Raw genomic sequence first — 26,800 nt, forward strand, 5'->3', positions numbered from 1 at the left:
GGCCCGCGGTGCCCGGCGGGGCGGACGCGGACGCCGGGCCGGTCAGGGTCGCCGTCGCCGGCGGGGCCGCGTTCACCTTCTCCTACGCCGAACACACCGAGTTGCTCGCGGCCGCGGGGGCCGAGGTCGTCGTGTTCGACCCGCTGCGGGACGAGGCGCTGCCGGAGGGGACCCGCGGGCTGGTCCTGGGCGGCGGGTTCCCCGAGGTGTACGGGGCCGAGCTGTCCGCCAACGAGGGGCTGCGCGCCGACGTCGCCGCGCTCGCCGCGCGCGGCGGCCCGCTCGCCGCCGAGTGCGCCGGGCTGCTGTACCTGTGCCGGGAGCTGGACGGGCTGCCGATGTGCGGGGTGCTGGACGCCTCCGCGAGGATGAGCGGGCGGCTGACCCTCGGCTACCGGGACGCGGTCGCGGTGAGCGACAGCGTGCTGGCCGCGGCCGGGACCAGGATGCGGGGGCACGAGTTCCACCGGACGGTCGTCGAGCCGGGGGCGGGCGCGTCGCCCGCCTGGGGCGTGCGGACCCCCGCGCGGCGCGTCGAGGGGTTCGTGCAGGACAGTGTGCACGCGAGTTATCTGCATACGCACTGGGCGTCCGAGCCCGGTGCGGCCCGTCGGTTCGTGGAGAGGTGCCGGACGTCATGAGCAGCACGCTGGTCGGGGTCGGGGTCGGTCCCGGTGATCCGGAGCTGGTGACCGTGAAGGGCGTCGCCGCGCTGCGCGCCGCCGCCGTCGTGGTCGTCCCGGTGATGGACACCGGGGAGCGCGGGCGCGCGGAGGCGACCGTGCTGCACTACGTGGGCGCCGAGAAGGTCGTGCGGGTGGTCTTCGCGCTGAACGAGCGCGGTGACCGGGCGCGGCGCGAGGCGGCCTGGGACGCGGCGGGCGGGCGGGTCGCCGCGCTGCTGCGGGAGCACCGGTCCGTCGCCTTCGCGACCATCGGCGACCCGAACGTGTACTCGACGTTCACCTATCTGGCGCAGACCGTCCGGGAGCTGGTGCCCGGGACCGCCGTGCAGACCGTGCCGGGGATCACCGCCATGCAGGACCTCGCGGCCCGGTCCGGTGCCGTGCTGACGGAGGGCACCGAGCCGCTGACGCTGGTCCCGGTGACCGCGGGCGCCGCCGTCCTCAAGGAGGCGCTCGCCGGGCCCGGCACCGTCGTCGCGTACAAGTTCGGGCGGCAGGCCGGTGAGGTGGCCGAGGCGCTGCGCGAGACCGGGCGGCTCGACGACGCGGTGTGGGGCTCGGCGCTCGGGCTGCCCGACGAGTCGATCAGGCCCGCCGCCGAGCTGGACGGCGCGGCGCTGCCGTACCTGTCGACGCTGATCGCTCCCGCGCGGCGCGACGGAGGGCGTGGCGGAAAGCTGTGAGCCCGCGCGCGGGGGCGTCAGCCGGCGATGCCCACCACCAGCCAGATGAAGCCCACGCCCGCGACCGTGCACAGCAGGGTGGAGCGGGCGGGGTGCTCGTGGTGGGCCTCGGGGAGGATCTCGGCGGCGGCCAGGTAGAGGAGCACGCCGCCGAAGAGGCCGAGATAGCCGCCGAGCGCCGCGGCCGGGATCGTGACGAAGAGGGTGGAGGCGGCGCCGACGACGGGCGCGACGGCGTCCGCGAAGAGCATGGCGAGCGCCTTGCGGCGGGCGTTGCCGTACAGGCTGGTCAGCGTGTACGTGTTGAAGCCGTCCGCGAAGTCGTGGGCGACGACGGCCAGCGCGACCGCCGCGCCCATGCCGCCGCCGACCTGGAAGGCCGCGCCGATCGCGACACCGTCCATGGCGCTGTGCCCGACCATCGCCCCGGCCGCCGTCAGGCCCACCTCGGGGGCCCGCCCGCGGGGTTCCTCGGCGCCGTGCGCGGCCTGCCGGGCGGCGAGCAGCCGTTCCACCAGATGGGCCAGCAGGAACCCGGTCACGAACAGCAGCAGCGCCGCCGGAACGCCGAAGACCTCGACGCCCGCCGCCTTCAGCGCCTCCGGCAGCAGGTCGAGGCCGACCACCCCGAGCATCAGGCCGCCCGCGAGGCCCAGGACCAGATGGCGGCGGTCGGTGACCCGCTGCGCCGTCCAGCCGCCGGCCAGCGTCATCAGGAACGCGCCGAGCGCGACAAGGACCGCCATAGGCCCCTTGCTATCCGATCGGGCGCCCTCCGCGCACCTTCTCGGGTGCCGCGGGGACCGCGCCCACCCCGGACAGCGCCCCCGGCGGCCTCGGCGCCGTCCCCGGTACCGGCGCTCTCCGCGGGCTCCGCGGCATCCGGGACGCCCGCACCACCGGAAGCACCTGTAGCACCGCAATCACCCGCACCACCCGTGCCACCCGTGCCACCCGCACCACCCGCACCACCCGCAGGACCGTGAGAGACGTGACGAGAGGACCCCTCCCCATGGCCGACGCCCCCACCGGCAAGGTGACCTTCGTCGGTGCCGGACCCGGCGCCGCCGACCTGCTGACCTTCCGCGCCGCGCGCGCCATCGGCGACGCCGACGTGGTGATCTGGGCCGCGAGCCTGGTGCAGGCCGAGATCCTCGACCACGCGCGCGCCGACGCGCAGATCCTCGACTCGGCGACCATGTCCCTGGAGGACGTCGTCGCCGTCTACGAGCGCGCCCACCGGGACGGGCTGCGGGTGGCGCGCGTCCACTCCGGCGACCCGGCCCTGTGGGGCGGCACCCAGGAGCAGCTCGACCGGTGCGAGGCGATCGGGATCGCCACCGAGGTGGTGCCCGGCGTCTCCGCGTTCTCGGCGGTCGCCGCGCTCGCCCGGCGCGAGCTGACCATCCCCGAGGTGGCGCAGTCGGTGGTGCTGACCCGGCTGGGCGGCGGCAAGACGCCGATGCCGCCCGGCGAGGAGGTCCGCGAGTTCGCCCGGCACGGCACGACGATGGCGGTCTTCCTGTCGGCGGCCCGCAGCGGCCAGCTCGTGCGGGAGCTGCTGGAGGGCGGCTACCCGACGTCCACCCCGGTCGTCGTCGCCTACCAGGCGACCTGGCCGGAGGAGCTGATCGTGCGGTGCACCGTCGGGACGCTGGAGGAGACCGTGAAGGAGCACCGGCTCTGGAAGCACACCCTGTTCCTGGTCGGCCCGGCGCTGGACGCGCGCGGCACCCGCTCGCACCTGTACCACCCCGGCCACTTCCACGGGTTCCGCAAGGCCGACCCGCAGGCCCGCCGTGAGCTGCGGGAGCGGGGGGCGAGCACATGATCACCGTCGTCGGCACCGGCACCGGGCCGGACGCGCCCGTCGCCGCCGACGTCCTGGCGGGCGCCGCGCTGGTCGTCGGCGGGCACCGCCATCTGGACGCGGTGACGCTGCCGGAGAGCGCGGAGCGGGTGGTCCTCGGGCCGCTGGCGCCCGCCCTCGACGCCGTCGCCGCGCACGTGGCGAAGGAGCACCCGGTGGTGGTGCTGGCCTCCGGCGACCCCGGGTTCTTCGGGATCGTGCGGGCACTGGCCGAGCGGTTCGGCCCCGGGCTGCTCGACGTGCGGCCCGGGGTGTCGTCGGTCGCCGCGGCGTTCGCCCGGCTGGGGCTGCCCTGGGACGACGCGGCCGTGGTCAGCGCCCACGGGCGGGATCTGCGGACCGCCGTCAACGTGTGCCGGGCGCGGCCCAAGACCGCGGTGCTGACCGGTCCCGGCGCGGGCCCGGCCGAGCTGGCCGCCGCGCTGCCCGGCGACCGGGTGCTGGTGGTGGCGAGCGCGCTGGGCGACCCGGAGCGCGAGCGGGTGGAGCGGGTGACGGCGGCGGAGGCCGCGGCCCGCGACTGGGGGACGGCGGTGAACGTCGTCCTGTGTCTCGACCCGGCGCGGGCGCCGGGGCCCGCGCGCACCCTCGCCGGGCCCGGCCCCGGGCCGTCCCGGTGGGCGCTAGAGGAGTCGGCGTTCACCCACCGCGACTCGATGATCAGCAAGTTCGAGGTGCGGGCGCTGGCGCTGGCCAGGCTCGGGCCGCGGCCGGGCGACCTGGTGTGGGACGTCGGCGCGGGCTCGGGCTCGGTGGCCGTGGAGTGCGCGCGGTTCGGTGCGGCCGTGACCGCCGTGGAGAAGACCGCGGACGGGGTCGGGCGGATCCGCGCCAACGCGGCGGCGCACGGCGTCGAGGTGGCGGTGGTGCACGGCGAGGCGCCGGTGGTGCTGACCCGGCTCGACGACCCGGACGCCGTCTTCGTCGGCGGGGGCGGCGGCGAGCTGCCCGCGGTGGTCGCCGCCTGCGCGCGCCGGGCCCGCCGTACGGTGGTGGTGGCGCTGGCCGCGCTCGACCGGGTCCCGGCGGCCCGCGAGGCGCTCACTGGTGCCGGGTTCACCTGTGACGGGGTGCTGCTCCAGTCGTCGCGGCTCGCCCCGCTGCCCGGGGACGTGACCCGGCTCGCGGCGACCAATCCCGTGTTCCTGCTGTGGGGCGAGCGGCCCCGCGCGTCTGTCGAAGGAGTTGTCCAGTGATCGGCCTCATTTCCGTCACCGCGGCGGGGGCGGTGGCGCGCGACCGGCTGGCCGCGGCGTGGCCGGAGCGGACGCGGGTGTACGAGGGTCCCGCGGGGGACGCCGTGCGGGCCGCGTTCGCCGAGTGCGCGCAGGTGGTGTGCTTCCTGGCGACCGGCGCGGTGGTGCGGCTGCTCGCCCCGCTGCTCGGCGGCAAGACCTCGGACCCCGGGGTGGTCTGCGTCGACGAGGGCGGCAGGTTCGCCGTGTCGCTGCTCGGCGGCCACGGCGGCGGCGCCAACGAACTCGCCCGCGAGGTGGGCGCGTTGCTCGGCGCCGAGCCGGTGGTGACGACGGCGACCGACGCGGTGGACCTGCCGGGGCTCGACACCCTCGGGCTGCCCGCCGAGGGCGCCGTCGCGGCCGTCTCCCGGGCGCTCCTGGACGGTGAGCCGGTCGCCCTGCGCACCGAGGTCGCCTGGCCGCTCCCGGCGCTTCCGGTGACCGGCGCCGGGAGCGGCCAGGAGCACGGGTACACGGTCACGGTGACCGACCGGGCCGTCGAACCGGGGCCGCGGGACGTGCTGTTGCGGCCGCCGACGCTGGTCGTCGGGGTCGGCGCCTCCAGGGGGGCGCCGGCGGACGAGGTGCTCGCGCTGATCCGGGACGCCCTCGCGGAGGCCGGGCTCTCGGCCCGCTCGGTCGCCGAACTCGCCACCGTGGACGCCAAGTCGCGGGAGCCCGGCCTGCTGGCCGCCGCCGAGCGGCTCGGCGTGCCGCTGGTGACCCACCCGGCCGGGGAGCTGGCGCGCGTCGAGGTGCCCAACCCGTCCGCCGCGCCGCTCGCCGCCGTCGGCACCCCGTCGGTCGCCGAGGCCGCCGCGCTCCTCGGCGGGGGCGAACTCCTCGTCCCCAAGCGGAAGTCGGCCGCCTCGCCCGCCATGGCGACCTGTGCCGTGGTGCGGCGCCCCGGGCGCGGGCGGCTCGCGGTGGTCGGGCTCGGACCCGGCGCCCGCGACCTGCTCACCCCGCGCGCCAGGGCCGAACTGCGCCGCGCCTCGGTGCTGGTGGGGCTCGACCAGTACGTGGACCAGATCCGCGACCTGCTGCGGCCCGGCACCCGGGTCCTGGAGTCCGGGCTCGGCGCCGAGGAGGAGCGGGCCAGGACCGCCGTCGCCGAGGCCAGGGCCGGGCGGGCGGTCGCGCTGATCGGCAGCGGCGACGCGGGCGTGTACGCGATGGCGTCGCCCGCGCTCGCCGAGGCCACCCGCGACATCGACGTCGTCGGGGTGCCCGGGGTGACGGCCGCGCTGGCCGCCGGGGCGATCCTGGGCGCGCCGCTGGGCCACGACCACGTCTCGATCAGCCTCTCCGACCTGCACACGCCGTGGGAGGTCATCGAGCGGCGGGTGCGGGCGGCGGCCGAGGCCGACCTCGTGGTCACCTTCTACAACCCGCGCTCCCGGGGCCGCGACTGGCAGTTGCCGAAGGCGCTGGCGGTCCTCACCGGGCACCGGGAGCCCGGCACGCCGGTCGGCGTGGTGCGCAACGCGTCACGGGCGGACGAATCCAGCCGACTGACCACCCTGGGTGAACTCGACCCGGCGTGGGTCGACATGATGACCGTCGTGACCGTGGGCAACACGGCGACCCGTGAGATCGCGGGCCGCATGGTGACCCCGCGCGGCTACCGCTGGCAGGAGGAGCCCAGGTGAACCGTGTGATCCACCCGATCGAGCAGGAGTCGTTCCGGCGCCTGCGGGCCCGCCTCGACACCTCCGCGCTGCCGCCGCTGACCCGGGCGGTGGTCGAGCGGGTCATCCACTCGGCGGCCGACCTCGACTACGCCGACGACCTCGTGCTGGCCGAGGCCGACCTGGTGCGGGCGCACGCCGCCCTGCACGCGGGGGCGCCGGTCGTCGTCGACGTCGAGATGGTCGCCGCCGGGATCACCCGGCGCGAGACCGTCTGCCGGCTGAGGGACGCCGTCGCGGGGCCGGGGCTGACCAGGTCGGCGCACGCCGTCCGGCTCGCCCACGAACAGGTCGGGCCCGGCGCCGTGTGGGTGATCGGCTGCGCGCCGACCGCCCTGGAGGAACTGCTCGTCCTGGACGCGGCGCCCGCGCTCGTGATCGGCCTGCCCGTCGGGTTCGTCGGGGCCGCCGAGTCCAAGGCCGCGCTGCGCGCGAGCGGGCTGCCCGCCGTGAGCAACGTGTCCGAGAAGGGCGGTTCGGCGGTCGCCGCCGCCGCCCTCAACGCACTGCTGTACCACCCGATTCCCACCGAGGAGAAACCGTGACCACCCCGCCGCCCGCCCTGCTCATCGCCGGACACGGCACCCGGGACGAGGCCGGAGCCGAGGCGTTCCGCGACTTCGTACGGGAGTTGGGCCGCCGCCACCCCGAACTCCCCGTCGCGGGAGGCTTCATCGAACTGTCCCCGCCGCCGCTCGGCGAGGCCGTCAGCGAGCTGGTGGAGCGGGGCGCGACCCGGTTCGCCGCCGTTCCGCTGATGCTGGTCTCCGCCGGGCACGCCAAGGGCGACATCCCGGCCGCGCTCTCCCGCGAGCGGGACCGCCACCCCGGGATCTCGTACACCTACGGGCGCCCGCTCGGCCCGCACCCGGCGCTGCTCGACGTGCTGGAGCGGCGCCTGGACGAGGTGCTCGGCTCGGCCGGCCGCAGCCCCGCCGACCGCGCCGACGTGACCGTGCTGCTCGTCGGGCGCGGCTCCACCGACCCGGACGCCAACGCCGAGGTGCACAAGGCGGCCCGGCTGCTGTGGGAGGGGCGCGGGTACGCGGGCGTGGAGACGGCGTTCGTGTCGCTGGCCGCGCCGGACGTGCCGGGCGGCCTCGACCGGTGCGTGCGGCTCGGCGCCCGGCGCATCGTGGTCCTGCCCTACTTCCTGTTCACGGGCATCCTGCCGGAGCGGGTGCGCCAGCAGGCCGAGGGCTGGGCCGCCGCCCACCCGGAGGCGGACGTGCGCTGCGCCGACGTCATCGGGCCCGAGCCGGAGCTGCTCGACCTGGTGATGGAGCGCTACCGGGAGGCGGTCGCCGGTGACGTCCGGATGAACTGCGACGCGTGCGTGTACCGGATCGCGCTGCCGGGCTTCGAGGACAAGGTGGGGATGGCCCAGCAGCCGCACTTCCACCCCGACGACGACGGCCACCACCACGGGCACCATCACGGCGGTCACGCGCATGCCCACTGAGGGCGGCGCCGGGCACGATCTGCGCCACCACGGTGACGCCGAGATCCGTGACGACGGCGCCGCCCTCGTCGACCTCGCGGTGAACGTCCGCGCCGACACGCCCCCCGGGTGGCTGCGGGAGCACGTCGCGGCGTCGCTGACCGGCCTCGCGGCCTACCCGGACGGGCGGGCCGCGCGGGCGGCGGTGGCGGCGCGGCACGGGCTGCCGGTGGAGCGGGTCCTGCTGACGGCGGGCGCCGCCGAGGCGTTCGTGCTGCTGGCGCGGGCCCTGAAGGTGCGTCACCCGGTGGTGGTGCACCCGCAGTTCACCGAACCGGAGGCGGCGCTGCGGGACGCGGGGCACACCGTGGACCGGGTGCTGCTGAGCGCGGCGGACGGCTTCCGGCTCGACCCGGGCGCGGTGCCCGGGGGCGCCGACCTGGTCGTGGTGGGCAACCCCACCAACCCGACGTCGGTGCTGCACCCGGCCGGGGCGCTCACCGCGCTGGCCCGCCCGGGGCGGACGCTGGTCGTGGACGAGGCGTTCATGGACGCGGTGCCGGGTGAGCGGGAGGCGCTGGCCGGGCGGACGGACGTGCCCGGCCTCGTGGTGCTGCGCAGCCTGACCAAGACCTGGGGCCTGGCGGGGCTGCGGGTCGGGTACGTGCTCGCCGACCCGGAGACGGTCGCCGCGCTGGAGCGGGCCCAGCCGCTCTGGCCGGTCTCCACGCCCGCGCTGGCCGCCGCCGAGGTCTGCGTGGGCCCGCGCGCCGTCGCCGAGGCGGCCCACGCGGCGCACCGGATCGCCGCCGACCGCGAGCGGCTGCTCGCCGGGCTCGGCACGCTGGCCGGGCACGGCGTCACGGTGGCCAGTCCCGCCGAGGCGCCCTTCGTGCTGATGCGCCTCCCCCGGGCCGCGGCGGTACGGCGACGGCTGCGCGCCCTGGGGTTCGCGGTGCGCCGCGGGGACACCTTCCCCGGTCTCGACCGGGAGTGGCTGCGGGTGGCCGTCCGGGACAGGACGACCACGGACGCGTTTCTGCGGGCGCTGGAACGGGCGATCACGCAGGCGGCCGCGGAGCAGAGCCGACCGGCGGGGTGAGGCGGGCCCGCCGGTCGGACCGGGTCAGCTCCGGCCGCGGCGGGCCAGCACGAGCGCGCCGCCGCCGACCACCACCAGGGCGGCGGCACCGGCCGCGACGTACGGCGTCGACGCGTCGCCGCCGGTCTCCGCGAGGTTCTCCCGCGTCTTGCCGCCCTGCGGCTCGGTCCCGGCCGGTTCCGTGGTCGGCGCGGGGCTCTCCGGGGCCGGCGCGGGCGGCGCCTCGCAGGTGGCCCTGGCCAGCGTGACGGTGCCCTCGACCTCCGCGACGTTGAGCTTCAACGGGTTGACGGAGACCTTCAGTTCGAGGGCGGTCGCGGCGGCCGTGCGCGAGGTGTGCTCGGTCCGCGACAGGTCGAGCCTGACCTCGCCGACGCCGGGCACCCGCACGTCGGTGGTGCCGCCCGCGGTCAGCGTGACCTTCTTGCCGAGGACGGTGACCGCGCCGAGCAGGTTGGAGGTGGCGACGGGGGTGCGGCCCGCCGCGCAGACCGCCTCGGAGGTGACCTCCTCGACCTCGACGAGGGAGAGCAGCGGCAGCCCGGGGACGTGCAGCCGGGCGTGGGCGAGGCGGGTGGAGCCCTCGGCGCGGGCGGCGGTGACGTCGGCCTTCGCGGTGGCGACGTCGGCGCTCAGCACGCTGAAGGGCCTGCCGCCGTCGACGCCGTCGAGCGTGGCGGACAGTGCCGTCTTCTCTGCGCTGCGCGGCGCCTCGACCTCGTTGAGCGAGACCGCGAGCGGGACGTTCACGGTCTTGTTGAGCAGCGACACGTCGAGCCCGGTGCGCAGGACGACGGCGCTCGCGCGACCGTGGTCGGTGGTCGCGTGCGCGGAGCCCGCGCCGGCCAGGACCGCGGGAGCGGCGGTCAGGGCGGTGGCCGCCGCGACGGCGGCGAGACGGCGTGCGGGCATGCGGAAGTTGGTGCCGTTCAAGGTGTGGGACCCCCAGTAGAAGCTTCTTGGGACCCGGCAAGAATTACGCACGAAGAGTGAACAGGCGGCGATCCTGCGTGACTTCACCCCTTCGTGGGGTTTCCGCGAACGCTTTCGAATCCTGTGGCCCGGCCGTTCCACGGTTTCACTTCGGCCCCGCATCCTGTGCGAATACGCCGGTTGACCCTCCCGCGCGCGAGACGGGGTGCACAACGCGCCGCACCGCCCCCGGGTCACGCGCGGTCAACACCCGTCCCGGGGCAACGGGATGACGTGCCGTCACCGCCCGTCCCGGACACCGGGGTCAGACCACCACGCGGCCGTTCAGCACCACCCGGGTGGGGGCGGCCAGGACCCGGACGTCCGCGCGCGGGTCCCCGGGGTAGACGACCAGGTCCGCGGGGGCGCCCTCGGTCAGTCCCGGGCGTCCGAGCCAGCGCCGGGCCGACCAGGTCGTCGCGGCGAGCGCGTCCGGCGCCGGGATGCCCGCCGTGACCAGTTCGGCGACCTCCGCCGCGACCAGCCCGTGCGGCAGGGTGCCGCCCGCGTCGGTGCCGACGTAGACCGGGACGCCCGCGTCGTAGGCGGCGCGCACCGTGTCGTGGCGGCGGGCGTGCAGCCGCCGCATGTGGGCCGACCAGCGCGGGAACTTGGCGTCGCCGCCCGCCGCGAGATCCGGGAAGGTGGCGATGTTGACGAGGGTCGGGACGATCGCGACGCCGCGCTCGACGAAGAGGGGGATCAGCTCCTCGGTGAGTCCGGTGGCGTGCTCGACGCAGTCGATGCCCGCCTCCACCAGGTCGCGCAGCGACTCCTCGGCGAAGCAGTGCGCGGTGACCCGGGCGCCGAGCCGGTGGGCCTCGGCGATCGCCGCCTCGGCGGCCCGGCGCGGCCAGCAGGCCGACAGGTCACCGAGGTCGCGGTCGATCCAGTCGCCGACCAGCTTGACCCAGCCGTCCCCGCGCCGCGCCTCCCGGGCGACGTAGGCGACCAGGTCGTCCGGCTCGATCTCGTGGGCGTAGCCGCGCAGGTAGCGGCGGGTGCGGGCGATGTGCCGGCCCGCCCTGACGATCTCCGGGAGGTCGTCGCGCCCGTCGACCCAGCGGGTGTCGGAGGGCGACCCCGCGTCCCGGATCAGCAGGGTCCCGGCGTCCCGGTCGGTCAGCGCCTGCTTCTCGGCGGTGTCCCGGTCGACGGGTCCGTGGGCGCCGAGCCCGACGTGGCAGTGCGCGTCGACCAGGCCGGGCAGCGCCCAGCCCTCGACGGTCCGGACGTCGCGGGCGCCCGCCGGCCGGTCGAGGCTGATCCGGCCGCCGACGACCCACAGCTCGTCGCGGACCTCGTCAGGACCGACGAGGATCCCGCCCTTCACGTGCAGCACCGGGTGATCGCTCATGCACCGCACCTTAGTGAGCTACCCGGCGGCCGCGCCGTCCGCCTCCTTCTCCGGCTCTCCCGCCTCCCCCGTCGCCTCCGGCTCACCCGGCAGCGCGGCGCGGGCCGGGTCGAGCAGCCGGGAGAGGAAGTCGCGGGTGCGCGCGTGGCGCGGGGCGCCGATGACGTCGGCGGGGGCGCCGTCCTCCACGACCACCCCGCCGTCCATGAAGACGACCCGGTCGGCGACCTCGCGGGCGAAACTCATCTCGTGGGTGACGACGATCATCGTCATGCCGTCGCGGGCCAGCATCCGCATGACCGCGAGCACGTCGCCGACCAGCTCGGGGTCGAGCGCCGAGGTCGGCTCGTCGAACAGCATCACCTCGGGGCCCATGGCGAGGGCGCGGGCGATGGCGACGCGCTGCTGCTGGCCGCCGGAGAGGGCCGCCGGGTAGGCGTCGGCCTTCTCGGCGAGCCCGACCCGGGCGAGGTTCTCGGCGGCCACCCGCGCCGCCTCGGCCCGGCTCCGGCCGAGCACCCGGCGCTGCGGCAGGGTGAGGTTGGCGGTCACGGTGAGGTGCGGGAAGAGGTTGAACTGCTGGAAGACCATGCCGATCCGGCGCCGGGCGGCGTCGATGTCGACGTCCGGGTCGGTGAGTTCGGTGCCGCCGACCAGCACCCGGCCGCGGTCGGGCTCCTCCAGGAGGTTCACGCAGCGCAGCAGGGTGGACTTGCCCGAACCGGAGGGGCCGATGACGCAGACGACCTCGCCGCGCCCGATCTCCAGGTCGATGCCGCGCAGCACCTCGTTGGCGCCGAAGGACTTGTACAGGCCCTCGACGCGGATCTCGGGCTCCGCCGCCGCGGTGTCCTGACGGCTCATTTCACGGCCTCCTGTGCCTTGGCCTCCATGCGGCGCACGACGAAGCCGAGCGGCACGGTCACCAGCAGGTAGCAGACACCCGCCACCAGGATGGGGGTGGAGTTGGCGGTCTGGCTGGCCAGGTCCCGTCCGAACTTGGACAGTTCGCGCTCCTCGAGGGTGACGCCGAGGAACAGCACCAGCGAGGAGTCCTTGAAGAGCAGGACGAGTTCGTTGGTGAGCGGCGGCAGGATGATCCGGAAGGCCTGCGGCACGACGACGGAGACCATGGCGCGGGCGGGCGAGAACCCCAGCGAACGGGCCGCCTCCATCTGGCCCTTGGGGACCGCCTGGATGCCGGCGCGGATCGTCTCGGCCATGTACGCGGCGGCCACGAGTCCGAGCGCGAGGGCCACCTTGCCGTAAGTCCCGCCGGGGATCTCGGTGCCGGGGAAGGCGAGCGGCACGGCCACGCCGATGAAGATGAAGATCAGCAGGGCGGGCAGTCCGCGGAAGATCTCGATGTACACCCCGGCGAACCACCGGTAGGGGCCCACGGACGACAGCCGCATCAGGGCGATCAGCATGCCGAGGACCAGGCCGACGGCGAAGCCGGACAGCGTGTACAGGACGGTGTTCTTCAGGGCCAGCGTGATGACGTCGGGGAACATCTGGCGGGCGATGCCGCCCTGGGCGAACTGGTTGCGCAGCCGCCCCCAGTCGGCCGCCGCCGCGCAGGCGGCCACGGCGGCGACGAAGACGACGTACTGCGCCCCGCGGGACAGACGCCGTTTCTGACGCCGCGTCAGTCCTGTGGCGCGCGGCGGCGCCTGGGTGCCGGTCACGAGGCGGCGGACGGCGAGGAGGAGACGGTGGCGGCGCCGTCGTCGTAGGGGCCGATCCACCGCTCGTAGAGCTTCTTGTAGGTGCCGTCGGCCTTGGCGTCGGTGATCGCCTTGTCGATGGCGGCGAGCAGCTTGGTGTTGCCCTTGCGCACGGTGAAGCCGTACTGCTCGCCGGTGTCGAGGTTGTCGACGACCTTGAAGGCGGCGGCGTCGGCCTTGTTCTTCAACCAGCCCTGGACGACCGGGTAGTCGATGACGACGGCCTTGACCTGGCCGGTGCGCAGCCCGTTGAGGACGGCGTCGGAGGACTCGAAGGAGACCGGGTCGAGGCCCTTCTCCCGGGCGTAGTCCTCGCCGGTGGTCTGCGCCTGGGCGCCCACCTTCTTGCCCTTGAGCCCGGCGAAGGAGGTGATGCCGCTCCCGCGGCCGACCAGGACGGCCTGGGTGGCGTCGAAGTACGGCACGGAGAAGTCGACGTTCTTCTTGCGCTCGTCGGTGATGGTCATGCCGGCCGCGGCCAGGTCGCAGTCGCCGGAGTTGAGGAAGGCGCCGGTCTTGAAGTTCTCGAAGGGCGTGTCGCGGATCTGCTGCGGCACCCCGAGCTTCTTGGCGACGAGGTCGACGAGGGACACGTCGAAGCCCTGCACCTTGCCGTCGATCTCCGACTGGAACGGCGGGTAGGGCAGGTGGGTGCAGGTGGTGAGCTGACCGGCCTTGGCCAGCGGCACCCCGCCCGCGGTCTTCGAGCCGCCGCCGTCGCCCGACGAGCAGCCGGCGACCAGGAGCAGACCGGCCGTCGCGGTGGTGGCGGCCAGGACACGGGCCCTGCGGCCGGGGACGGTGTTCACGGGGGACCTCCGGTGGGGGTGACAACAGGGTTCGGATTATAAGGAGATCTTGGGGTCTCTCAAATAGAACCGAGGGTGAAAGGGCGGTTTGACCTAGGAAGTCGCCAATGGGGAGGGAAACGGCCGCCGGTTACGCTCGTCACCTCTACCCCGTGCAGAAGAAGAGAGCACCGCCGTGACCCATCCGTTCCTGGACCTGGCCCCCTTGACCGCGGCGCGCTTCGCGTCGATCGAGGACCGTGTGGCACGCCTGCTGGGCACCGAGCAGGACGTCGTGATCATGCAGGGCGAGGCGCTGCTGCCGCTGGAGGGGGCGATCCGGGCCACCGCGGGACCCGGCACCACCGCGCTGAACGTCATCACCGGCCCCTATGGGCAGACCTTCGGCGACTGGCTGCGGGACTGCGGCGCCACCGTGATCGACCTCGCCGTGCCGTTCCACACCGCCGTCACCGCCGCGCAGGTCCGGGACGCCTTCGCCGCCCACCCGGGGATCGACTTCGTCTCGCTGGTGCACGCGGAGGCGGCCACCGGCAACACCAACCCGGTCGCCGCGGTGGGCGAGGTCGCGCGGGAGCACGGCGCGCTGTTCTACCTGGACGCGGTGGCCTCCGTCGGGGCCGAGCCGGTGCTGCCGGACGCCTGGGGCGTCGACCTGTGCGTCATCGGGGCGCAGAAGGCGATGGGCGGGCCCGCGGGCGTCTCCGCGGTGTCGGTGAGCGAGCGGGCGTGGGCGCGGATGGCGGCCAACCCGGCGGCCCCGCGCCGCTCCTACCTCTCGCTGCTCGACTGGAAGGAGCGCTGGACCGACGGCGGGCGCAGGGCGCTGCCGCACGCTCCGGCACAGCTGGAGATGCTCGCGCTGGAGGCGTGCGTGGAGCGGATCGAGGCGGAGGGGCCGGAGACCGTGATGGACCGGCACCGCGCGGCCGCCGCCGCGACCCGGGCGGGCGCGCTGGCGCTGGGCGGGGGCCTGGAGCCGTACGTGCGCGAGGCGCGGGACGCGGCGCCGGTCGCCACCACGCTGCGGGCCCCGGCCGGCGTCGCCGCGTCGGACCTGGTGGCCCGCGCCCTGGCGGCGGACCCGGCGCTCGCGCTGGCCGCCGGGGGCGGCGCGCTGGCGAAGGAGATGATCCGCGTCAACCACTACGGCGCGCAGGCCACCCGGGGGACGGTCCTGGCGGCCCTGACGTCCCTGGCGACCGCCCTGACGGCGCACGGTGTCACGGTGCGCCTGGAAGCGGCGCTCGAAGCGGCGGAGGCGGCCTGGCGCTAGCGGGCGGGATCCCGAGCGAGGCGGGGCGGCCGCGCGGTCAGGCGGCCGAGGGGGTGAGAGGCCGAGAAGGCGGCCCGGGAAGGAGCGGCGGGGCCGGGTGCCCCGGGCGTTCCGCACGCTCCACGCGTTCCGGAGAACCGGCCGGAACTTGAATTACTGGCTATTCCAGAATTCCACAGAGGGTGATTCCCCATATTCTTCTGCCCGCTTTCCCGGGACCTAAACACAAAGGTTCCGCGAACACCAGGCAGAGTAATTCTGGCACATCTCGGCAGGGTTGCCGTGTTGTGACGCGTTCCACACCACGCCCATTTTGTCCAGTAAATACCGGACAAGACGGGTCGATTTGCACCCCTGCGCGGTGATCGTTCACGCCCGCGTGATAACACACGCACACGCCAACCGCACCCCGCCCCCGCCATGCATTTTTTAATTCCCCCAGGTAAGTTCAATTTGCATGACTGCCGCACAAGCAGAACTGCAAATCGACCGTCCGTCATTGGCGGACGGCGCCGCGCTGTGGCGGATCGCCAGGGACTCGAAGGCACTCGACCTGAACTCGTCGTACAGCTACCTGCTGTGGTGCCGCGACTTCGCGGCGACCTCCGTGGTGGCCCGCGCCGAGGACGGGACGCCGGTCGGCTTCGTGACCGGCTACGTACGACCCGACCAGCCCCGCACCCTGCTGGTCTGGCAGGTCGCGGTGGACGAGAGCCACCGCGGACGCGGGCTCGCGGGCGCCCTGCTCGACGGGCTCGCCGCCAGGACCGTCGCGGAGCTGGGCGTGACCACCGTCGAGACCACCATCACTCCGGGCAACACCGCCTCGGAGCGGCTGTTCGCGTCGTTCGCCGAGCGGCACGGCGCGCGGCTGGAGCGGGAGGTGCTGTTCGGCACCGGGCTGTTCCCGGACGGACCGCACGAGCCCGAGGTGCTGCACCGCATCGGGCCGCTCGCCCGCTGACCTCCCGCGGAACCCGCCGCGCCCGCGCGGGAACCCCGCGGGACCCATCGGTTCCCTCCCTCCCTCTCTGACCCCCACGCACCGAGGAGCGATTCGTCGTGACCATCACCCAGCCCGACCTCAGCGTCTTCGAGACCCTGGAGTCGGAGGTACGCAGTTACTGCCGCGGCTGGCCGACCGTGTTCGACCGAGCCCACGGCAGCCGGATGTACGACGAGGACGGTCACGAGTACCTCGACTTCTTCGCCGGTGCCGGATCACTGAACTACGGGCACAACAACCCGGTCCTGAAACGGGCGCTGATCGACTACCTGGAGCGGGACGGCGTCACCCACGGGCTCGACATGTCGACCACCGCGAAGCGCGCCTTCCTGGAGTCCTTCCAGAACCTGGTGCTGCGCCCCCGCGACCTGCCCTACAAGGTCATGTTCCCCGGCCCGACCGGCACCAACGCCGTCGAGTCCGCGCTGAAGCTGGCCCGCAAGGTGAAGGGCCGCGAGGCGATCGTCTCCTTCACCAACGCCTTCCACGGCATGTCGCTCGGCTCCCTCGCGGTCACCGGCAACGCGTTCAAGCGGGCCGGTGCGGGCATCCCGCTGGTGCACGGCACCCCGATGCCCTTCGACAACTACTTCGAGGGCAAGATCCCCGACTTCCTCTGGTTCGAGCGGCTCCTGGAGGACCAGGGCTCAGGACTCAACAAGCCCGCCGCGGTGATCGTGGAGACCGTGCAGGGCGAGGGCGGCATCAACGTCGCGCGCCCGGAGTGGCTGCGCGCGCTGGCCGAGCTGTGCGAGCGTCAGGACATGCTCCTGATCGTCGACGACATCCAGATGGGCTGCGGGCGCACCGGCGCGTTCTTCTCCTTCGAGGAGTCGGGCATCGTCCCGGACATCGTGACGGTGTCCAAGTCGATCAGCGGCTACGGCCTGCCCATGTCGCTGTGCCTGTTCAAGCCCGAGCTGGACATCTGGGAGCCGGGCGAGCACAACGGCACCTTCCGCGGCAACAACCCGGCCTTCGTCACCGCCACCGCCGCCCTGGAGACCTACTGGTCGGACGGGCCCGCGATGGAGAAGCAGACCCGGGCCCGCGGGGAGCAGGTCGAGCGCCAGCTCGCCGCCATCGCCGACGAGAACCCGGGCGCCGTCAAGGAGTTCCGGGGCCGCGGCCTGGTGTGGGGCATGGAGTTCGCCGACAAGGAGCGGGCCGGGCGGATCGCCCACCGGGCCTTCGAGCTGGGTCTGCTCATCGAGACGTCGGGCCCGGAGAGCGAGGTCGTGAAACTCCTCCCGGCGCTCACCGTCACCAGCGACGAGCTCGACGAGGGCCTCAGCATCCTCGCGCGGGCCGTCCGCGAGACCGCCTGACCCCGCCCGGGGCCGGGAACCATTCACCTAGGAGGCATCGCAACACCGTGATCGTCCGTTCGTTCAAGGAGATCGAAGGCACCGACCGGCACGTGAAGGCCGCGTCCGGCACGTGGGAGAGCAAGCGCGTCATCCTCGCCAAGGAGAGGGTCGGCTTCTCCGTGCACGAGACGATCCTCTACGCGGGGACGGAGACGTCGATGTGGTACGCCAACCACATCGAGGCCGTCGTGTGCGTCGAGGGCGAGGCCGAACTGACCGACGACGAGACCGGGGAGAAGTACACCATCACCCCCGGCACGACGTACCTCCTCGACGGGCACGAGCGCCACACGATGCGGATCAAGAAGGACTTCCGCTGCATCTGTGTCTTCAACCCGCCCGTGACCGGCAGGGAGGACCACGACGAGAACGGGGTCTACCCGCTGCTCACCGAGCCCGAGCCCGAGGAGGTGTGAGGCGACCATGACCACCCTCACCGACCTGTACCCCAGCCGCGGCGCCACCGAGGTGTCCGTCCCGCGTCAGGACCCGGTCCTGTGGGGCGCCCCCGACGCGCCGGGCCCGATCTCCGGCCAGGACCTCGCCGGGTTCGAACGGGACGGCTTCCTCGCCATCGACCAGCTCATCGCCGATGACGAGGTCGCCGTCTACCGGCAGGAGCTGGAGCGGCTGATCGCCGACCCGGCGGTCCGCGCGGACGAGCGCTCGATCGTGGAGCCGCAGTCCAAGGAGATCCGCTCGGTCTTCGAGGTGCACCGGATCAGCGAGGTCTTCGCCCGTCTGGTGCGGGACGAACGGGTGGTGGGCCGGGCCCGGCAGATCCTCGGCTCGGACGTCTACGTCCACCAGTCGCGGATCAACGTCAAGCCCGGGTTCGGCGCCAGCGGCTTCTACTGGCACTCGGACTTCGAGACCTGGCACGCCGAGGACGGCCTGCCGAACATGCGGACGGTCTCGGTCTCGATCGCGCTGACCGAGAACCACGACACCAACGGCGGTCTCATGATCATGCCGGGGTCGCACCGCACCTTCCTCGGCTGCGCGGGTTCGACCCCCGAGGACAACTACAAGAAGTCGCTCCAGATGCAGGACGCGGGAACGCCGTCCGACGAGGCGCTCACCGCGATGGCGGGCGACTACGGCATCAAGCTGTTCACCGGGAAGGCCGGTTCGGCGACCTGGTTCGACTGCAACTGCATGCACGGCTCGGGCGACAACATCACGCCCTTCCCGCGCAGCAACGTCTTCATCGTCTTCAACAGCGTGGAGAACGAGGCCGTCGAGCCGTTCTCCGCGCCGGTGCGGCGGCCCGAGTTCATCGGCGCCCGGGACTTCACCCCGGTGCGCTGACCCGGCCCCGCGCGACGATCGCCGCCCCTCCGGCAACGGAGCGGGCGGCGTCGGCGTTCTCGGCGGCCAGGCCCGCGCCGGGAGCGTGCCTCACCCGGCCAGCGCGGCCAGCAGCCGGTCGACGTCGGCCGCCGTGCTGTACAGATGGAAGGCCGCCCGGAGATGGCCCGCGCGGTCGGACACCTCGATCCCGGCCGCGCTCAACTCCGGTTGCAGGTGCCCGAGTCCGGGGACGGAGACGATGGCGGAGCCCGGGGCGGGGACCGGCTTGTGCCCCAGCGCGGCGAGGCCGTCGCGGAACCGGTCGGCGAGGGCCAGGTCATGGGCGCGGACGGCGTCCAGGCCGATCTCCGCGAGGAGTTCGAGGGAGTGGCGGGCACCGGCGTAGGAGAACAGCGCGGGGCTCTCGTCGAACCGCCGTGCGGAGCGGGCGAGTTCCCGGACGGGTCCGTAGCAGGAGTCCCACGGGTGCTCCCCCGCGACCCAGCCCGCGAACAGCGGGGGGAGCCCGCCGAGGTCCTCGGGGACGGTCAGGAAGGCCACGCCCCGGGGGCAGAACAGCCACTTGAAGCCGACGGTCGCGCAGTAGTCGTAGGCGTCCGCGTCGACGTCGAGCCAGCCGAACGCCTGGGACGCGTCGACGTAGGTGCGGGCCCCGTGCGCGCGGGCCGCGGCGCTGATCGCCCGGAGGTCGGCCACCCGGCCGTCGGCGGACTGCGCGGCGCTGACCGCGACCAGGGCGGTGCCGGGCCGCACCGACTCCGCGAGCCGCTCCAGCGGCACCGTCCGCACCGCGAGGTCGGCGCGGACGTGGAAGGGGTTCACGACGGAGCTGAAGTCGTCCTCGGCGGTGAGGACTTCGGCGCCCGGCGGCAGCGAGGCGGCGATCAGACCGGTGTAGACGGCGACCGAGGCACCGGCCGCCACCCGGCGCACCGGCACCCCGGCCAGCCCGGCGAACCCGGCGCGGGCCGCCTCGACGTCCGCGAACATGTCGGTGGGACTGCCGACCGCCGCCGACTCGATCGCGGTCCGCATCGCGGCGACGGTCCTGGCGGGCAGGAGGCCGGTGCTCGCGGTGTTCAGATAGGTGTTCTTCGGGGCGAACTCGGCACGGACGAGGGTCTCGAAGGTCTCCATGCCCCCACTCTGGGCCCCGGCGCGCCTCTCAGTCCATTGCGGATTTCTGACCGCTTCCCCTTACGGCCGCTTATACATCGGCTCCCACCTGCGGGTTCGCGCGGCCGACCGGCACTGCGGCGTTCGGATCATGATCGTCGCGCCCGTCCGGCCGGCCGCGCCGGGGCCCGGTTCAGCCCTGCGGCACCGCGCACCCGTCGGGGCCGCAGACCTCCGCGTCGTCGCCGCCGCCGACGGGCTTCAGCGGGGTGCGTCCGCCCCACGCCTGGGTGAGGGCCTGGGTGAAGACCTCGGCGGGCTGGGCGCCGGAGACGCCGTAGGTGCGGTCCAGCACGAAGAACGGCACGCCGTTGGCGCCCAGCTCGGCCGCCTCGCGCTCGTCGGCGCGGACCTCGTCGGCGTAGGCGGTCGGGTCGGCGAGGACCGCGCGGGCCGCGTCGGCGTCCAGACCGGCGGCGACGGCGAGGTCGACCAGACGGGTCTCGCCGCCGGTGAACAGGGAGTCCTCCTCGGCGAAGTTGGCCCGGTACAGCAGCTCGATCAGCGCGTCCTGGCGGCCGTGCTCCTTGGCGAGGTGCAGCAGCCGGTGCAGGTCGAAGGTGTTGCCGTGGTCGCGTCCCTCGGTGCGGTAGGGCAGCCCCTCGGCGGCGGCCTGCGCCCCGAGGTTCTCCTCACCCGCGCGGGCCTGCGCCTCGCTCATGCCGTACTTCGCGGTGAGCATCGTCAGCACCGGCTGGACGTCGCCCTTGGCCCGACCGGGGTCCAGCTCGAAGGACCGGTGGACGACCTCGACGCCGTCCCGGTGCGGGAACGCGGCGAGCGCCTTCTCGAACCGGGCCTTGCCCACGTAGCACCAGGGACACGCGATGTCCGACCAGATCTCGACCCGCATCGTCTCGACTCTCTCCCGAGGGGGACGGAGACACCCTCCGCCGGACGGAGGCACCCTCCGCCGACTGGATGAACGTTCAAGCAGCCGGGTTCATTCCCCCGCGCGGCCCGGCACCGGGAACCGCAGGACCAGGTGCTGGTCCTCCTCCCCCGCCGGGTCCCCCGGGTCGGGCGACCAGCCGCGGGCGGCCCAGAAGCGGCGGGCGCGCATGTTGCCGACGCGGACGTCGAGCACCGCGGTGCGCCTGCCCTCGGCCTGCCACTGCTCGACGCAGGCGGCGTGCAGGGCGGTGCCGACGCCGTCGCGCCAGTGGTCGGGGTCGACGTGGAACTGGACCAGCCGGACCGTGTCAGGGGCGGTCCGCGGCTCGGCGTGGAAGGCGGCGAGGGCGATCAGCCGTCCGGCGCGGACCGCGCAGAGCACCACGCCGTCGGGACGGGCGACGGTCTCCCGCCAGCGGGCGGTCCGGTCGGTGCCGTCGTCCGGGCCGTCGGGGCGGCAGGTGGCGCGGGCCCGCCGGTGCAGCGCGGCGACGGCCGGTGCCTCGGCGGGCAGGACGGTTCTGATCAGCAGCGGGGGCCGGGACGCGTCGGTCACGCGTTCCAGGACGTGCCCGGGACCGCCGCCGGTTCCCGGCCCCGCTCAGCTGCCGTCGCGCAGGTCCGCGGGCCAGGCCGGGCGGTACGCGATGTGGTCGTAGGTCACCACGCAGCCCTCCCCCATGGGGGCCTGCGCCATGAAGCCGACCAGGGCCGCGTCGCTCTCCTTCTCGGTGCCCAGCGTGAACAGGCGCACGAAGATCCAGCGGACGCCGTCGCGGGAGGCGTGGAAGGCGAAGGCGCGGCCGGTGCGGCTCACCCGCAGCCAGACCGAACTGCCGTCCACGGTGAAGGAGTTGGCGTCGTCGGAGTGGCCGCGGGTGACCACCGTGCAGACGGTCGGCACGTCGGGCGAGTACTCCAGGCAGAGCTTGGCCCAGGCCCGCTCGCCCACGTGGACGTAGAGGACCCCGGCGTCGAAGGCGCCCGAGAACCCGACGGTGACCCGGGCGATCAGCTGGAAGTCCCCGGCCGGGGGCGCCCCCAGCAGCCGGGGCGCGTCGGAGGCCGGGTCGAGGCCCTCCCCGGTGGGCGGCACGAACCGGTCCTGGCGCGGACCGGCCCAGCCGGTGAGGACCCCGTCCTCGAAGGACCAGTTCCCGTCGGGGCCGTAGGTGCGCAGGCCGAAGGGCAGTGCGGAGAGTTCCACGTCCATCCCGTGATGATGTCAGTCGATGCGGACCGGGCGGCCCCGGGGGCGCCGGCGGGGGTGTCCCGTCCGCGGCGCCCCCGGGGCGCTGGTCAGCGTTCCAGGCGTCCGTCGATCCGGCGCGGCAGTCCCAGCGGGTTGTCGTCGCGCAGCTCGGCGGGCAGCAGCGCCTCCGGCACGCCCTGGTAGGCGACCGGCCGCATCCAGCGCTCGATCGCCGTGCCACCCACCGAGGTGGAGGTGGACGTCGTCGCCGGGTACGGGCCGCCGTGGTGCTGGGCGGCGGCGACCGCGACACCGGTGGGCCAGCCGTCGACCAGGACCCGTCCGGCGATCGGGGTCAGCTCGGCGAGCAGCGCGGGACCGCGCCCCTCGCCCGCCGCCTCCCCGGCCGACAGGTGGACGGTCGCGGTGAGGTTGCCCGGCAGCCGGGACAGGACGGCGCCGGCCTCGGCGTCGTCGCTGTAGCGGGCGACGACGGTGACCGGTCCGAAGCACTCCTCCAGGAGCAGGTCGTGCTCGCCGTCGGCGGTCAGCCTGGCGGCCGGGACGGTCAGGAACCCGGCGCTCACCGTGTGCTCGCCGCCCGCGCCCGGGGTGACCGGGGACTCGACCTCGGGCAGCTTGGCGCGCTCGCCGACGCCCGCGAGGAAGTTGTCGCGCATCCGGTGGTCGAGCAGCACCCCGGCGTCGGTGTCGCTGACGGCGTCCGTGAGCGCGGTCAGCAGCCGGTCGCCCGCCGCGCCGGACGGGACGAGCACCAGGCCGGGCTTGACGCAGAACTGGCCGACGCCGAGGGTCATCGAGCCCGCGAGTCCGGCGCCGATCGCCTCGGCCCGCTCGTCGGCGGCGGCCTCGGTGACCACGACGGGGTTCAGGGAGCCCAGTTCGCCGTGGAAGGGGATGGGCGCCGGGCGGGCCGCCGCGGCGTCGAAGAGGGCGCGTCCGCCGCGGACCGAGCCGGTGAACCCGGCCGCGGTGACGAGCGGGTGCCTGACCAGCTCGACGCCTGCCGCGAAGCCGTGCACCAGGCCGACGACGCCCTCGGGGAGGCCGTGCGCGGCGGCGGCCCGGCGCAGCACCTTGGCGACCAGCTCGGAGAGGGCCGGGTGGTCGGGGTGGGCCTTGACGACGACCGGGCAGCCGGCCGCGAGGGCGCTCGCGGTGTCGCCGCCCGCGACGGAGAACGCGAAGGGGAAGTTCGACGCCGCGTAGACGGCGACGGTCCCGAGCGGCACCTTGTGGCGGCGCAGGTCCGGGATGGGCGGGGTCGCGGTGGCGTCGGGGTGGTTGATGATGACGTCGAGGAAGGCGCCCTCGTCGACCGTGTCGGCGAAGGCCCGCAACTGGTAGCAGGTGCGGGCGAGTTCGCCGGTGAGCCGGACCGGACCGAGCGCGGACTCGGCGTCGGCGGTCTCGACGAGTCCGTCCTTGGCCGCTTCGAGCTGCTCGGCCGCGGTGCGCAGGAAGGCGGCGCGGACGGCGCGGTCGGCCAGCGAGGCACGGGCCGCGTGCGCGGCGCGGACGGCGTCGTCCACCTCCTGCGCCGTGGCCTCGACCGCGACCTGTTCCCGCCGCTTCCCGGTTCGGGGGTCGACGCTCCAGACTGGTGCTGCTGCCACCGGGGGTCCCTCCACACATGTGTTGCCGCGGTCGTGGTCCATCCACCAGGGCCGTTCGATATACTGAACGCTGTCTCTGGTGATGAATATGCTGTCGGAGACGATATCTCAAGGTTCTCCTCGGACGAAGGGGTCAAGGGCGATGACGGCAGCCGAGACAGGCGGCGGGGCACAGGTCAAGTCCGCGGTGCGGACCGTCGAGTTGCTGGAGTACTTCGCCGGCCGCCCCGGGATGCACTCGCTCGCGTCCGTCCAGGAGGCCGTCGGGTACCCGAAGTCCAGCCTGTACATGCTGCTGCGCACCCTGGTCGAGCTGGGCTGGGTGGAGACGGACGCGACGGGCACCCGGTACGGCATCGGGGTCCGCGCGCTGCTGGTGGGCACCTCCTACATCGACGGCGACGAGGTGGTCGCGGCGGCGAGACCGACGCTCGACCGGCTCTCGGACGACACCACGGAGACCATCCACCTCGCCCGTCTCGACGGCACCAACGTGGTCTACCTGGCCACCCGCCAGTCCCAGCACTACCTGCGCCCCTTCACCCGGGTCGGACGGCGGCTGCCCGCCCACTCGACCTCGCTGGGCAAGTCGCTGCTGAGCACGTACCCCGACGAGCAGGTGCGCAAGATGCTCCCGGAGACCCTCCCGGCGCTCACCGAGCACACCATCACGGACCGCGAGAAGCTCATCGAGGAGCTGCGCCAGATCCGCGAGCAGGGCTTCGCCGTGGACCGCGAGGAGAACACCCTGGGGCTGCGCTGCTTCGGGGTGGCGATCCCGTACCGCACCCCCGCCCGGGACGCGATCAGCTGCTCGGTGCCGGTGGCCCGGCTCACCCCCGCCCACGAGCAGCTCGTGAAGGACGCGCTGTTCGACGCGCGGGACCGGCTGACCCTGGCGACCCGGCGGCTCTGAGCGGCGCGGCCGGGGAGCGCGCCGCATGAGGAGCCGATGAGAAAACGGACGGACGGGAACGTACACCCCCGTCCCGGACGTCCTACCGGTCGCAATGAACAGGACGATCAGGCGGGCGTCCGTCTTCGTGCTGCTCCTCGTGGTGGCCCTGCTGGTGCGGGCGACCTGGGTGCAGTTCTACGACGGCCGGGCCCTCGCAGACGACAGCCGCAACCGGCGCAACGCGATCGACACGTACGCGGACCCGCTCGGCGACATCATCGTGGGCGGCAGGTCGGTCACCGGCTCCGCGCGCACCTCGGACGGCAGCGACCTGGCGTACCAGCGGACCTACCGGGACGGCCCGCTGTACGCGGCGGTGACCGGCTACGCCTCGCAGAGCTACGCGCCGACCCAGTTGGAGGGCGTCTACGCGGACGTGCTCGACGGCACGGACCCGCGGCTGAGGACGGTGATGGACACGGTCACCGGGGCCCGCGCCGCCCCCGGTGACGTGGTCACGACGATCGACCCGGACGTGCAGAAGGCGGCGGCCGCCGCGCTGGGCGACAAGAAGGGCGCGGCCGTCGCGATCGACCCGAAGACAGGGAGGATCCTCGGGGTCGTCTCGACGCCGTCGTACGACCCCTCGTCGCTGACCGGCGCGAACAGCGCCGCGGCGGCCTGGAAGAAGCTCAACGCCGACCCCGACCAGCCGCTCACCAACCGCGCGCTGCGCCAGCCGCTGCCGCCGGGCTCCACGTTCAAGCTGGTCGTGGCGGCGGCCGCGCTGGAGAACGGGCTCTACCCGGACGTCGACACCAGGACCGCGAGCCCGGACCCCTACACCCTGCCGGGCACCACCAGGGACCTGCCCAACGAGAGCGCGTCCGCGCCCTGCGAGAACGCCACCATCCGTGTCGCGCTGCGCTACTCCTGCAACACCGTCTTCGCCAAGATGGCCGTCGACCTCGGCCAGGACGCGGTGCGGGCGACGGCGGAGAAGTTCGGCTTCAACGACGAGAAGCTGGACGTGCCGGTGCGCGCGTACCCCAGCGTGTACCCGTCCGGCATGGACCGGTCGTCGACGGCGCTGACCGGCATCGGCCAGTTCGACGTGACGGCCACCCCGCTCCAGATGGCCATGGTCTCGGCGGCCATCGCCAACGGCGGCGAGCTGGTCGCGCCGCACATGGTGTCCCGGATCACCGGCAGCGGCGGCGACGTCCTGGAGGACGACGACAGCCGGGCCACCACCGAGCGGGTCGTCAGCGCGCACACCGCGGAGCAGCTCAGGTCGGCCATGCGGACGGTCGTCGAGGACGGCACCGGGTCCAACGCGCGGATCAGCGGGGCCACGGTCGGCGGCAAGACCGGCACCGCCCAGCACGGCGAGAACAACAGCAAGACCCCGTACGCCTGGTTCACTTCGTACGCGCACTCCGACACGAACGGCAAGGAGGTCGCGGTGGCCGTCGTGGTCGAGCAGTCGGACGCGGCCCGCTCCGAGGTCAGCGGCAACGGACTGGCCGCGCCGGTGGCCAGGGCCATGATGAAGGCGGCGCTGGAGAGCTGACCACCCGCTCCCCCGCGCCCCGTCCCGCGTCCGGAACCGGGCGGGGCCGGGGGCGGGGCGGCCCCGCCGCTCGCTGCTACGCTTCCGCATCTCGCCCGGGGCCGCCCCCGGACCATCACCTGTCATATACATGGCACGCATGGGGAGAGGTGTCCCGTGGGCACTGTCGTCGACGACGCGGCCTCGGCCGAGTTCCACGCCTTCTTCGAGCGCCACTACGCCGAACTCGCCCGCCTCGCCCACCTGCTGACCGGCGAGGCGGACGCGGCCGACGACCTGGCCGCCGACGCGCTGCTCGCCCTGTGGCACCGCTGGGACCGGGTGCGCGCCGCCGACCACCCGGTCGCCTACGCCCGGGGCGTGGTCGCCAACCTGGCCCGCACCCGCATCCGCAGCGCGGTCAGGGAGCGCAGACGGATCTCGCTGTTCTGGTCGCAGCGCGAGGAGCGGACCGAGAACCCCGACGTCGCCGGGGTGGTCGACGTCCAGGAGGCGCTGCGCGTCCTGCCGTTCCGCAAGCGGGCGTGCGTCGTGCTGCGGCACGCGTTCGACCTGTCGGAGAAGGACACCGCGCTCGCCCTCGGGGTGTCCGTGGGTACCGTGAAGAGCCAGACGTCCAAGGCGATGGCCGAGTTGCAGCGGCTGCTCGGCCCCGGGGCCGTCCCGCAGCGGGTGCACGCGGCGATGGCGCGCGGCGGCGAGACCGGAGGAGCGGACCGATGACGCAGCGGGACGCGCACGACCGGCTGCGCGCCCGGCTGCGCGAGGCGGCCGACGCGCACCAGCCCGACCGGGCCCGCGTCCTGGCCCGGATCGAGCGCGGGATGGCCCGGCCCGGTGGCCACCCGCCGCGGCCGGACCGGTCGTCCGCGCGGGGCTGGCTCCGGG

26 protein-coding genes and 1 pseudogene are annotated in these 26,800 nt (G+C 74.3%); 16 read left to right on the forward strand and 11 right to left on the reverse strand.

Features of this window, described 5'->3' with window-relative positions; all coding sequences use genetic code 11:
• A pseudogene (locus GA0115242_RS26600) lies at nucleotides 1-641 on the forward strand (cobyrinic acid a,c-diamide synthase); the annotation flags it as partial.
• The gene (gene cobI, locus GA0115242_RS26605) at nucleotides 638-1,369 is read left to right on the forward strand and encodes a precorrin-2 C(20)-methyltransferase (protein ID WP_093832820.1); all 732 of its coding nucleotides are present in this window, start codon (nucleotides 638-640) and stop codon (nucleotides 1,367-1,369) included. The pseudogene GA0115242_RS26600 and the gene cobI, both read left to right, overlap by 4 nt.
• A gap of 17 nt (nucleotides 1,370-1,386) precedes the next feature.
• Here cobI and GA0115242_RS26610 read toward each other — a convergent pair whose 3' ends face one another.
• Nucleotides 1,387-2,115, reverse strand: a complete 729-nt coding sequence (locus GA0115242_RS26610) for a ZIP family metal transporter (RefSeq protein WP_093832772.1) — start codon at nucleotides 2,113-2,115, stop codon at nucleotides 1,387-1,389.
• A gap of 266 nt (nucleotides 2,116-2,381) precedes the next feature.
• Between GA0115242_RS26610 and cobM the strand changes: the two genes are divergently transcribed.
• The 6 genes from cobM to cobC are packed head-to-tail and all read left to right on the forward strand — an operon-like array spanning nucleotide 2,382 to nucleotide 8,711.
• Nucleotides 2,382-3,200, forward strand: a complete 819-nt coding sequence (gene cobM / locus GA0115242_RS26620) for a precorrin-4 C(11)-methyltransferase (protein ID WP_093832776.1) — start codon at nucleotides 2,382-2,384, stop codon at nucleotides 3,198-3,200.
• Nucleotides 3,197-4,435, forward strand: coding sequence for a precorrin-6y C5,15-methyltransferase (decarboxylating) subunit CbiE (gene cbiE, locus GA0115242_RS26625; RefSeq protein WP_093832778.1), 1,239 nt, complete (start codon nucleotides 3,197-3,199; stop codon nucleotides 4,433-4,435). Before cobM ends, cbiE begins: the two co-directional genes overlap by 4 nt.
• Nucleotides 4,432-6,129: a precorrin-3B C(17)-methyltransferase gene (gene cobJ, locus GA0115242_RS26630; RefSeq protein WP_093832780.1), complete on the forward strand. Its 1,698-nt coding sequence runs from the start codon at nucleotides 4,432-4,434 to the stop codon at nucleotides 6,127-6,129. The genes cbiE and cobJ overlap by 4 nt, the downstream gene beginning before the upstream one ends.
• Entirely contained in the window at nucleotides 6,126-6,713 is a 588-nt protein-coding gene (locus GA0115242_RS26635) for a precorrin-8X methylmutase (protein ID WP_093832782.1), read from the forward strand. Before cobJ ends, GA0115242_RS26635 begins: the two co-directional genes overlap by 4 nt.
• Nucleotides 6,710-7,630 (forward strand): sirohydrochlorin chelatase, encoded by a 921-nt coding sequence (locus GA0115242_RS26640; protein WP_093832784.1) that lies wholly within the window; start codon nucleotides 6,710-6,712, stop codon nucleotides 7,628-7,630. The genes GA0115242_RS26635 and GA0115242_RS26640 overlap by 4 nt, the downstream gene beginning before the upstream one ends.
• Complete coding sequence (gene cobC / locus GA0115242_RS26645; RefSeq protein WP_093832786.1) at nucleotides 7,620-8,711, forward strand: Rv2231c family pyridoxal phosphate-dependent protein CobC; 1,092 nt, start codon at nucleotides 7,620-7,622, stop codon at nucleotides 8,709-8,711. The genes GA0115242_RS26640 and cobC overlap by 11 nt, the downstream gene beginning before the upstream one ends.
• Before the next feature lie 24 nt (nucleotides 8,712-8,735).
• On the opposite strand, the gene GA0115242_RS26650 is transcribed toward cobC, so the two are convergent.
• From GA0115242_RS26650 to GA0115242_RS26670, 5 genes are all read right to left on the reverse strand, one after another.
• On the reverse strand, nucleotides 8,736-9,644 hold the full coding sequence (locus GA0115242_RS26650) for an SCO1860 family LAETG-anchored protein (protein ID WP_161353294.1): 909 nt from the start codon (nucleotides 9,642-9,644) through the stop codon (nucleotides 8,736-8,738).
• A 304-nt stretch (nucleotides 9,645-9,948) separates the two neighbouring features.
• The gene (locus GA0115242_RS26655) at nucleotides 9,949-11,040 is read right to left on the reverse strand and encodes an amidohydrolase family protein (protein ID WP_093832788.1); all 1,092 of its coding nucleotides are present in this window, start codon (nucleotides 11,038-11,040) and stop codon (nucleotides 9,949-9,951) included.
• Between the two features lie 18 nt (nucleotides 11,041-11,058).
• On the reverse strand, nucleotides 11,059-11,904 hold the full coding sequence (locus GA0115242_RS26660; protein ID WP_093832790.1) for an amino acid ABC transporter ATP-binding protein: 846 nt from the start codon (nucleotides 11,902-11,904) through the stop codon (nucleotides 11,059-11,061).
• A complete protein-coding gene (locus tag GA0115242_RS26665; RefSeq protein ID WP_093832792.1) occupies nucleotides 11,901-12,728 on the reverse strand; it encodes an amino acid ABC transporter permease in 828 nt (275 codons plus the stop codon). Before GA0115242_RS26665 ends, GA0115242_RS26660 begins: the two co-directional genes overlap by 4 nt.
• Nucleotides 12,725-13,576: a transporter substrate-binding domain-containing protein gene (locus GA0115242_RS26670; protein ID WP_093832794.1), complete on the reverse strand. Its 852-nt coding sequence runs from the start codon at nucleotides 13,574-13,576 to the stop codon at nucleotides 12,725-12,727. The genes GA0115242_RS26665 and GA0115242_RS26670 overlap by 4 nt, the downstream gene beginning before the upstream one ends.
• Before the next feature lie 175 nt (nucleotides 13,577-13,751).
• On the opposite strand from GA0115242_RS26670, the gene GA0115242_RS26675 reads away from it, so the two are divergent.
• The 5 genes from GA0115242_RS26675 to thpD all read left to right on the forward strand — a co-directional run bounded on the left by GA0115242_RS26675 (nucleotide 13,752) and on the right by thpD (nucleotide 18,539).
• Entirely contained in the window at nucleotides 13,752-14,852 is a 1,101-nt protein-coding gene (locus tag GA0115242_RS26675) for a pyridoxal-phosphate-dependent aminotransferase family protein (protein ID WP_093832796.1), read from the forward strand.
• A 457-nt stretch (nucleotides 14,853-15,309) separates the two neighbouring features.
• Nucleotides 15,310-15,816 carry a diaminobutyrate acetyltransferase gene (gene ectA, locus GA0115242_RS26680; RefSeq protein ID WP_093832798.1) on the forward strand — a complete coding sequence of 169 codons (507 nt, stop codon included), beginning with the start codon at nucleotides 15,310-15,312 and terminating at the stop codon, nucleotides 15,814-15,816.
• A 98-nt stretch (nucleotides 15,817-15,914) separates the two neighbouring features.
• Complete coding sequence (gene ectB, locus GA0115242_RS26685) at nucleotides 15,915-17,186, forward strand: diaminobutyrate--2-oxoglutarate transaminase (RefSeq protein ID WP_093832800.1); 1,272 nt, start codon at nucleotides 15,915-15,917, stop codon at nucleotides 17,184-17,186.
• A gap of 47 nt (nucleotides 17,187-17,233) precedes the next feature.
• Nucleotides 17,234-17,644, forward strand: a complete 411-nt coding sequence (locus GA0115242_RS26690; RefSeq protein WP_093832802.1) for an ectoine synthase — start codon at nucleotides 17,234-17,236, stop codon at nucleotides 17,642-17,644.
• 7 nt (nucleotides 17,645-17,651) lie between these two features.
• A complete protein-coding gene (gene thpD, locus GA0115242_RS26695) occupies nucleotides 17,652-18,539 on the forward strand; it encodes an ectoine hydroxylase (RefSeq protein WP_093832804.1) in 888 nt (295 codons plus the stop codon).
• A 90-nt stretch (nucleotides 18,540-18,629) separates the two neighbouring features.
• Here thpD and GA0115242_RS26700 read toward each other — a convergent pair whose 3' ends face one another.
• The 5 genes from GA0115242_RS26700 to GA0115242_RS26720 form a co-directional block, all read right to left on the reverse strand.
• Entirely contained in the window at nucleotides 18,630-19,679 is a 1,050-nt protein-coding gene (locus GA0115242_RS26700; RefSeq protein ID WP_093832806.1) for an aminotransferase class V-fold PLP-dependent enzyme, read from the reverse strand.
• 172 nt (nucleotides 19,680-19,851) lie between these two features.
• Nucleotides 19,852-20,571, reverse strand: a complete 720-nt coding sequence (locus GA0115242_RS26705; RefSeq protein ID WP_093832808.1) for a DsbA family oxidoreductase — start codon at nucleotides 20,569-20,571, stop codon at nucleotides 19,852-19,854.
• A gap of 90 nt (nucleotides 20,572-20,661) precedes the next feature.
• Entirely contained in the window at nucleotides 20,662-21,177 is a 516-nt protein-coding gene (locus GA0115242_RS26710) for a GNAT family N-acetyltransferase (protein WP_370672322.1), read from the reverse strand.
• Between the two features lie 36 nt (nucleotides 21,178-21,213).
• Entirely contained in the window at nucleotides 21,214-21,825 is a 612-nt protein-coding gene (locus GA0115242_RS26715; RefSeq protein ID WP_093832810.1) for a DUF1349 domain-containing protein, read from the reverse strand.
• 86 nt (nucleotides 21,826-21,911) lie between these two features.
• The gene (locus GA0115242_RS26720; protein ID WP_093832812.1) at nucleotides 21,912-23,441 is read right to left on the reverse strand and encodes an aldehyde dehydrogenase (NADP(+)); all 1,530 of its coding nucleotides are present in this window, start codon (nucleotides 23,439-23,441) and stop codon (nucleotides 21,912-21,914) included.
• Nucleotides 23,442-23,583: 142 nt separating this feature from the next.
• Here GA0115242_RS26720 and GA0115242_RS26725 point away from each other — a divergent pair, with 142 nt between their 5' ends.
• From GA0115242_RS26725 to GA0115242_RS26735, 3 genes are all read left to right on the forward strand, one after another.
• Entirely contained in the window at nucleotides 23,584-24,357 is a 774-nt protein-coding gene (locus GA0115242_RS26725; RefSeq protein ID WP_093832814.1) for an IclR family transcriptional regulator, read from the forward strand.
• Between the two features lie 94 nt (nucleotides 24,358-24,451).
• On the forward strand, nucleotides 24,452-25,912 hold the full coding sequence (locus tag GA0115242_RS26730; RefSeq protein WP_093832816.1) for a peptidoglycan D,D-transpeptidase FtsI family protein: 1,461 nt from the start codon (nucleotides 24,452-24,454) through the stop codon (nucleotides 25,910-25,912).
• Nucleotides 25,913-26,068: 156 nt separating this feature from the next.
• Nucleotides 26,069-26,635, forward strand: a complete 567-nt coding sequence (locus GA0115242_RS26735; RefSeq protein WP_093832818.1) for a SigE family RNA polymerase sigma factor — start codon at nucleotides 26,069-26,071, stop codon at nucleotides 26,633-26,635.
• Nucleotides 26,636-26,800 lie beyond the last annotated feature (165 nt).

It is taken from the genome of Streptomyces sp. SolWspMP-5a-2 (assembly GCF_900091845.1).
GTDB lineage: Bacteria > Actinomycetota > Actinomycetes > Streptomycetales > Streptomycetaceae > Streptomyces > Streptomyces doudnae.

Bases quoted from the DNA above. Each gene is read 5' to 3' on its own strand.
- GA0115242_RS26660 (WP_093832790.1), bottom strand. From the start codon at position 11,904: ATGAGCCGTCAGGACACCGCGGCGGCGGAGCCCGAGATCCGCGTCGAG.
- GA0115242_RS26700 (WP_093832806.1), bottom strand. From the start codon at position 19,679: ATGGAGACCTTCGAGACCCTCGTCCGTGCCGAGTTCGCCCCGAAGAAC.
- cbiE (WP_093832778.1), top strand. From the start codon at position 3,197: ATGATCACCGTCGTCGGCACCGGCACCGGGCCGGACGCGCCCGTCGCC.
- cobI (WP_093832820.1), top strand. From the start codon at position 638: ATGAGCAGCACGCTGGTCGGGGTCGGGGTCGGTCCCGGTGATCCGGAG.
- GA0115242_RS26730 (WP_093832816.1), top strand. From the start codon at position 24,452: ATGAACAGGACGATCAGGCGGGCGTCCGTCTTCGTGCTGCTCCTCGTG.
- cobC (WP_093832786.1), top strand. From the start codon at position 7,620: ATGCCCACTGAGGGCGGCGCCGGGCACGATCTGCGCCACCACGGTGAC.
- GA0115242_RS26705 (WP_093832808.1), bottom strand. From the start codon at position 20,571: ATGCGGGTCGAGATCTGGTCGGACATCGCGTGTCCCTGGTGCTACGTG.
- cobM (WP_093832776.1), top strand. From the start codon at position 2,382: ATGGCCGACGCCCCCACCGGCAAGGTGACCTTCGTCGGTGCCGGACCC.
- GA0115242_RS26715 (WP_093832810.1), bottom strand. From the start codon at position 21,825: ATGGACGTGGAACTCTCCGCACTGCCCTTCGGCCTGCGCACCTACGGC.
- thpD (WP_093832804.1), top strand. From the start codon at position 17,652: ATGACCACCCTCACCGACCTGTACCCCAGCCGCGGCGCCACCGAGGTG.
- GA0115242_RS26655 (WP_093832788.1), bottom strand. From the start codon at position 11,040: ATGAGCGATCACCCGGTGCTGCACGTGAAGGGCGGGATCCTCGTCGGT.
- GA0115242_RS26610 (WP_093832772.1), bottom strand. From the start codon at position 2,115: ATGGCGGTCCTTGTCGCGCTCGGCGCGTTCCTGATGACGCTGGCCGGC.
- GA0115242_RS26725 (WP_093832814.1), top strand. From the start codon at position 23,584: ATGACGGCAGCCGAGACAGGCGGCGGGGCACAGGTCAAGTCCGCGGTG.
- ectA (WP_093832798.1), top strand. From the start codon at position 15,310: ATGACTGCCGCACAAGCAGAACTGCAAATCGACCGTCCGTCATTGGCG.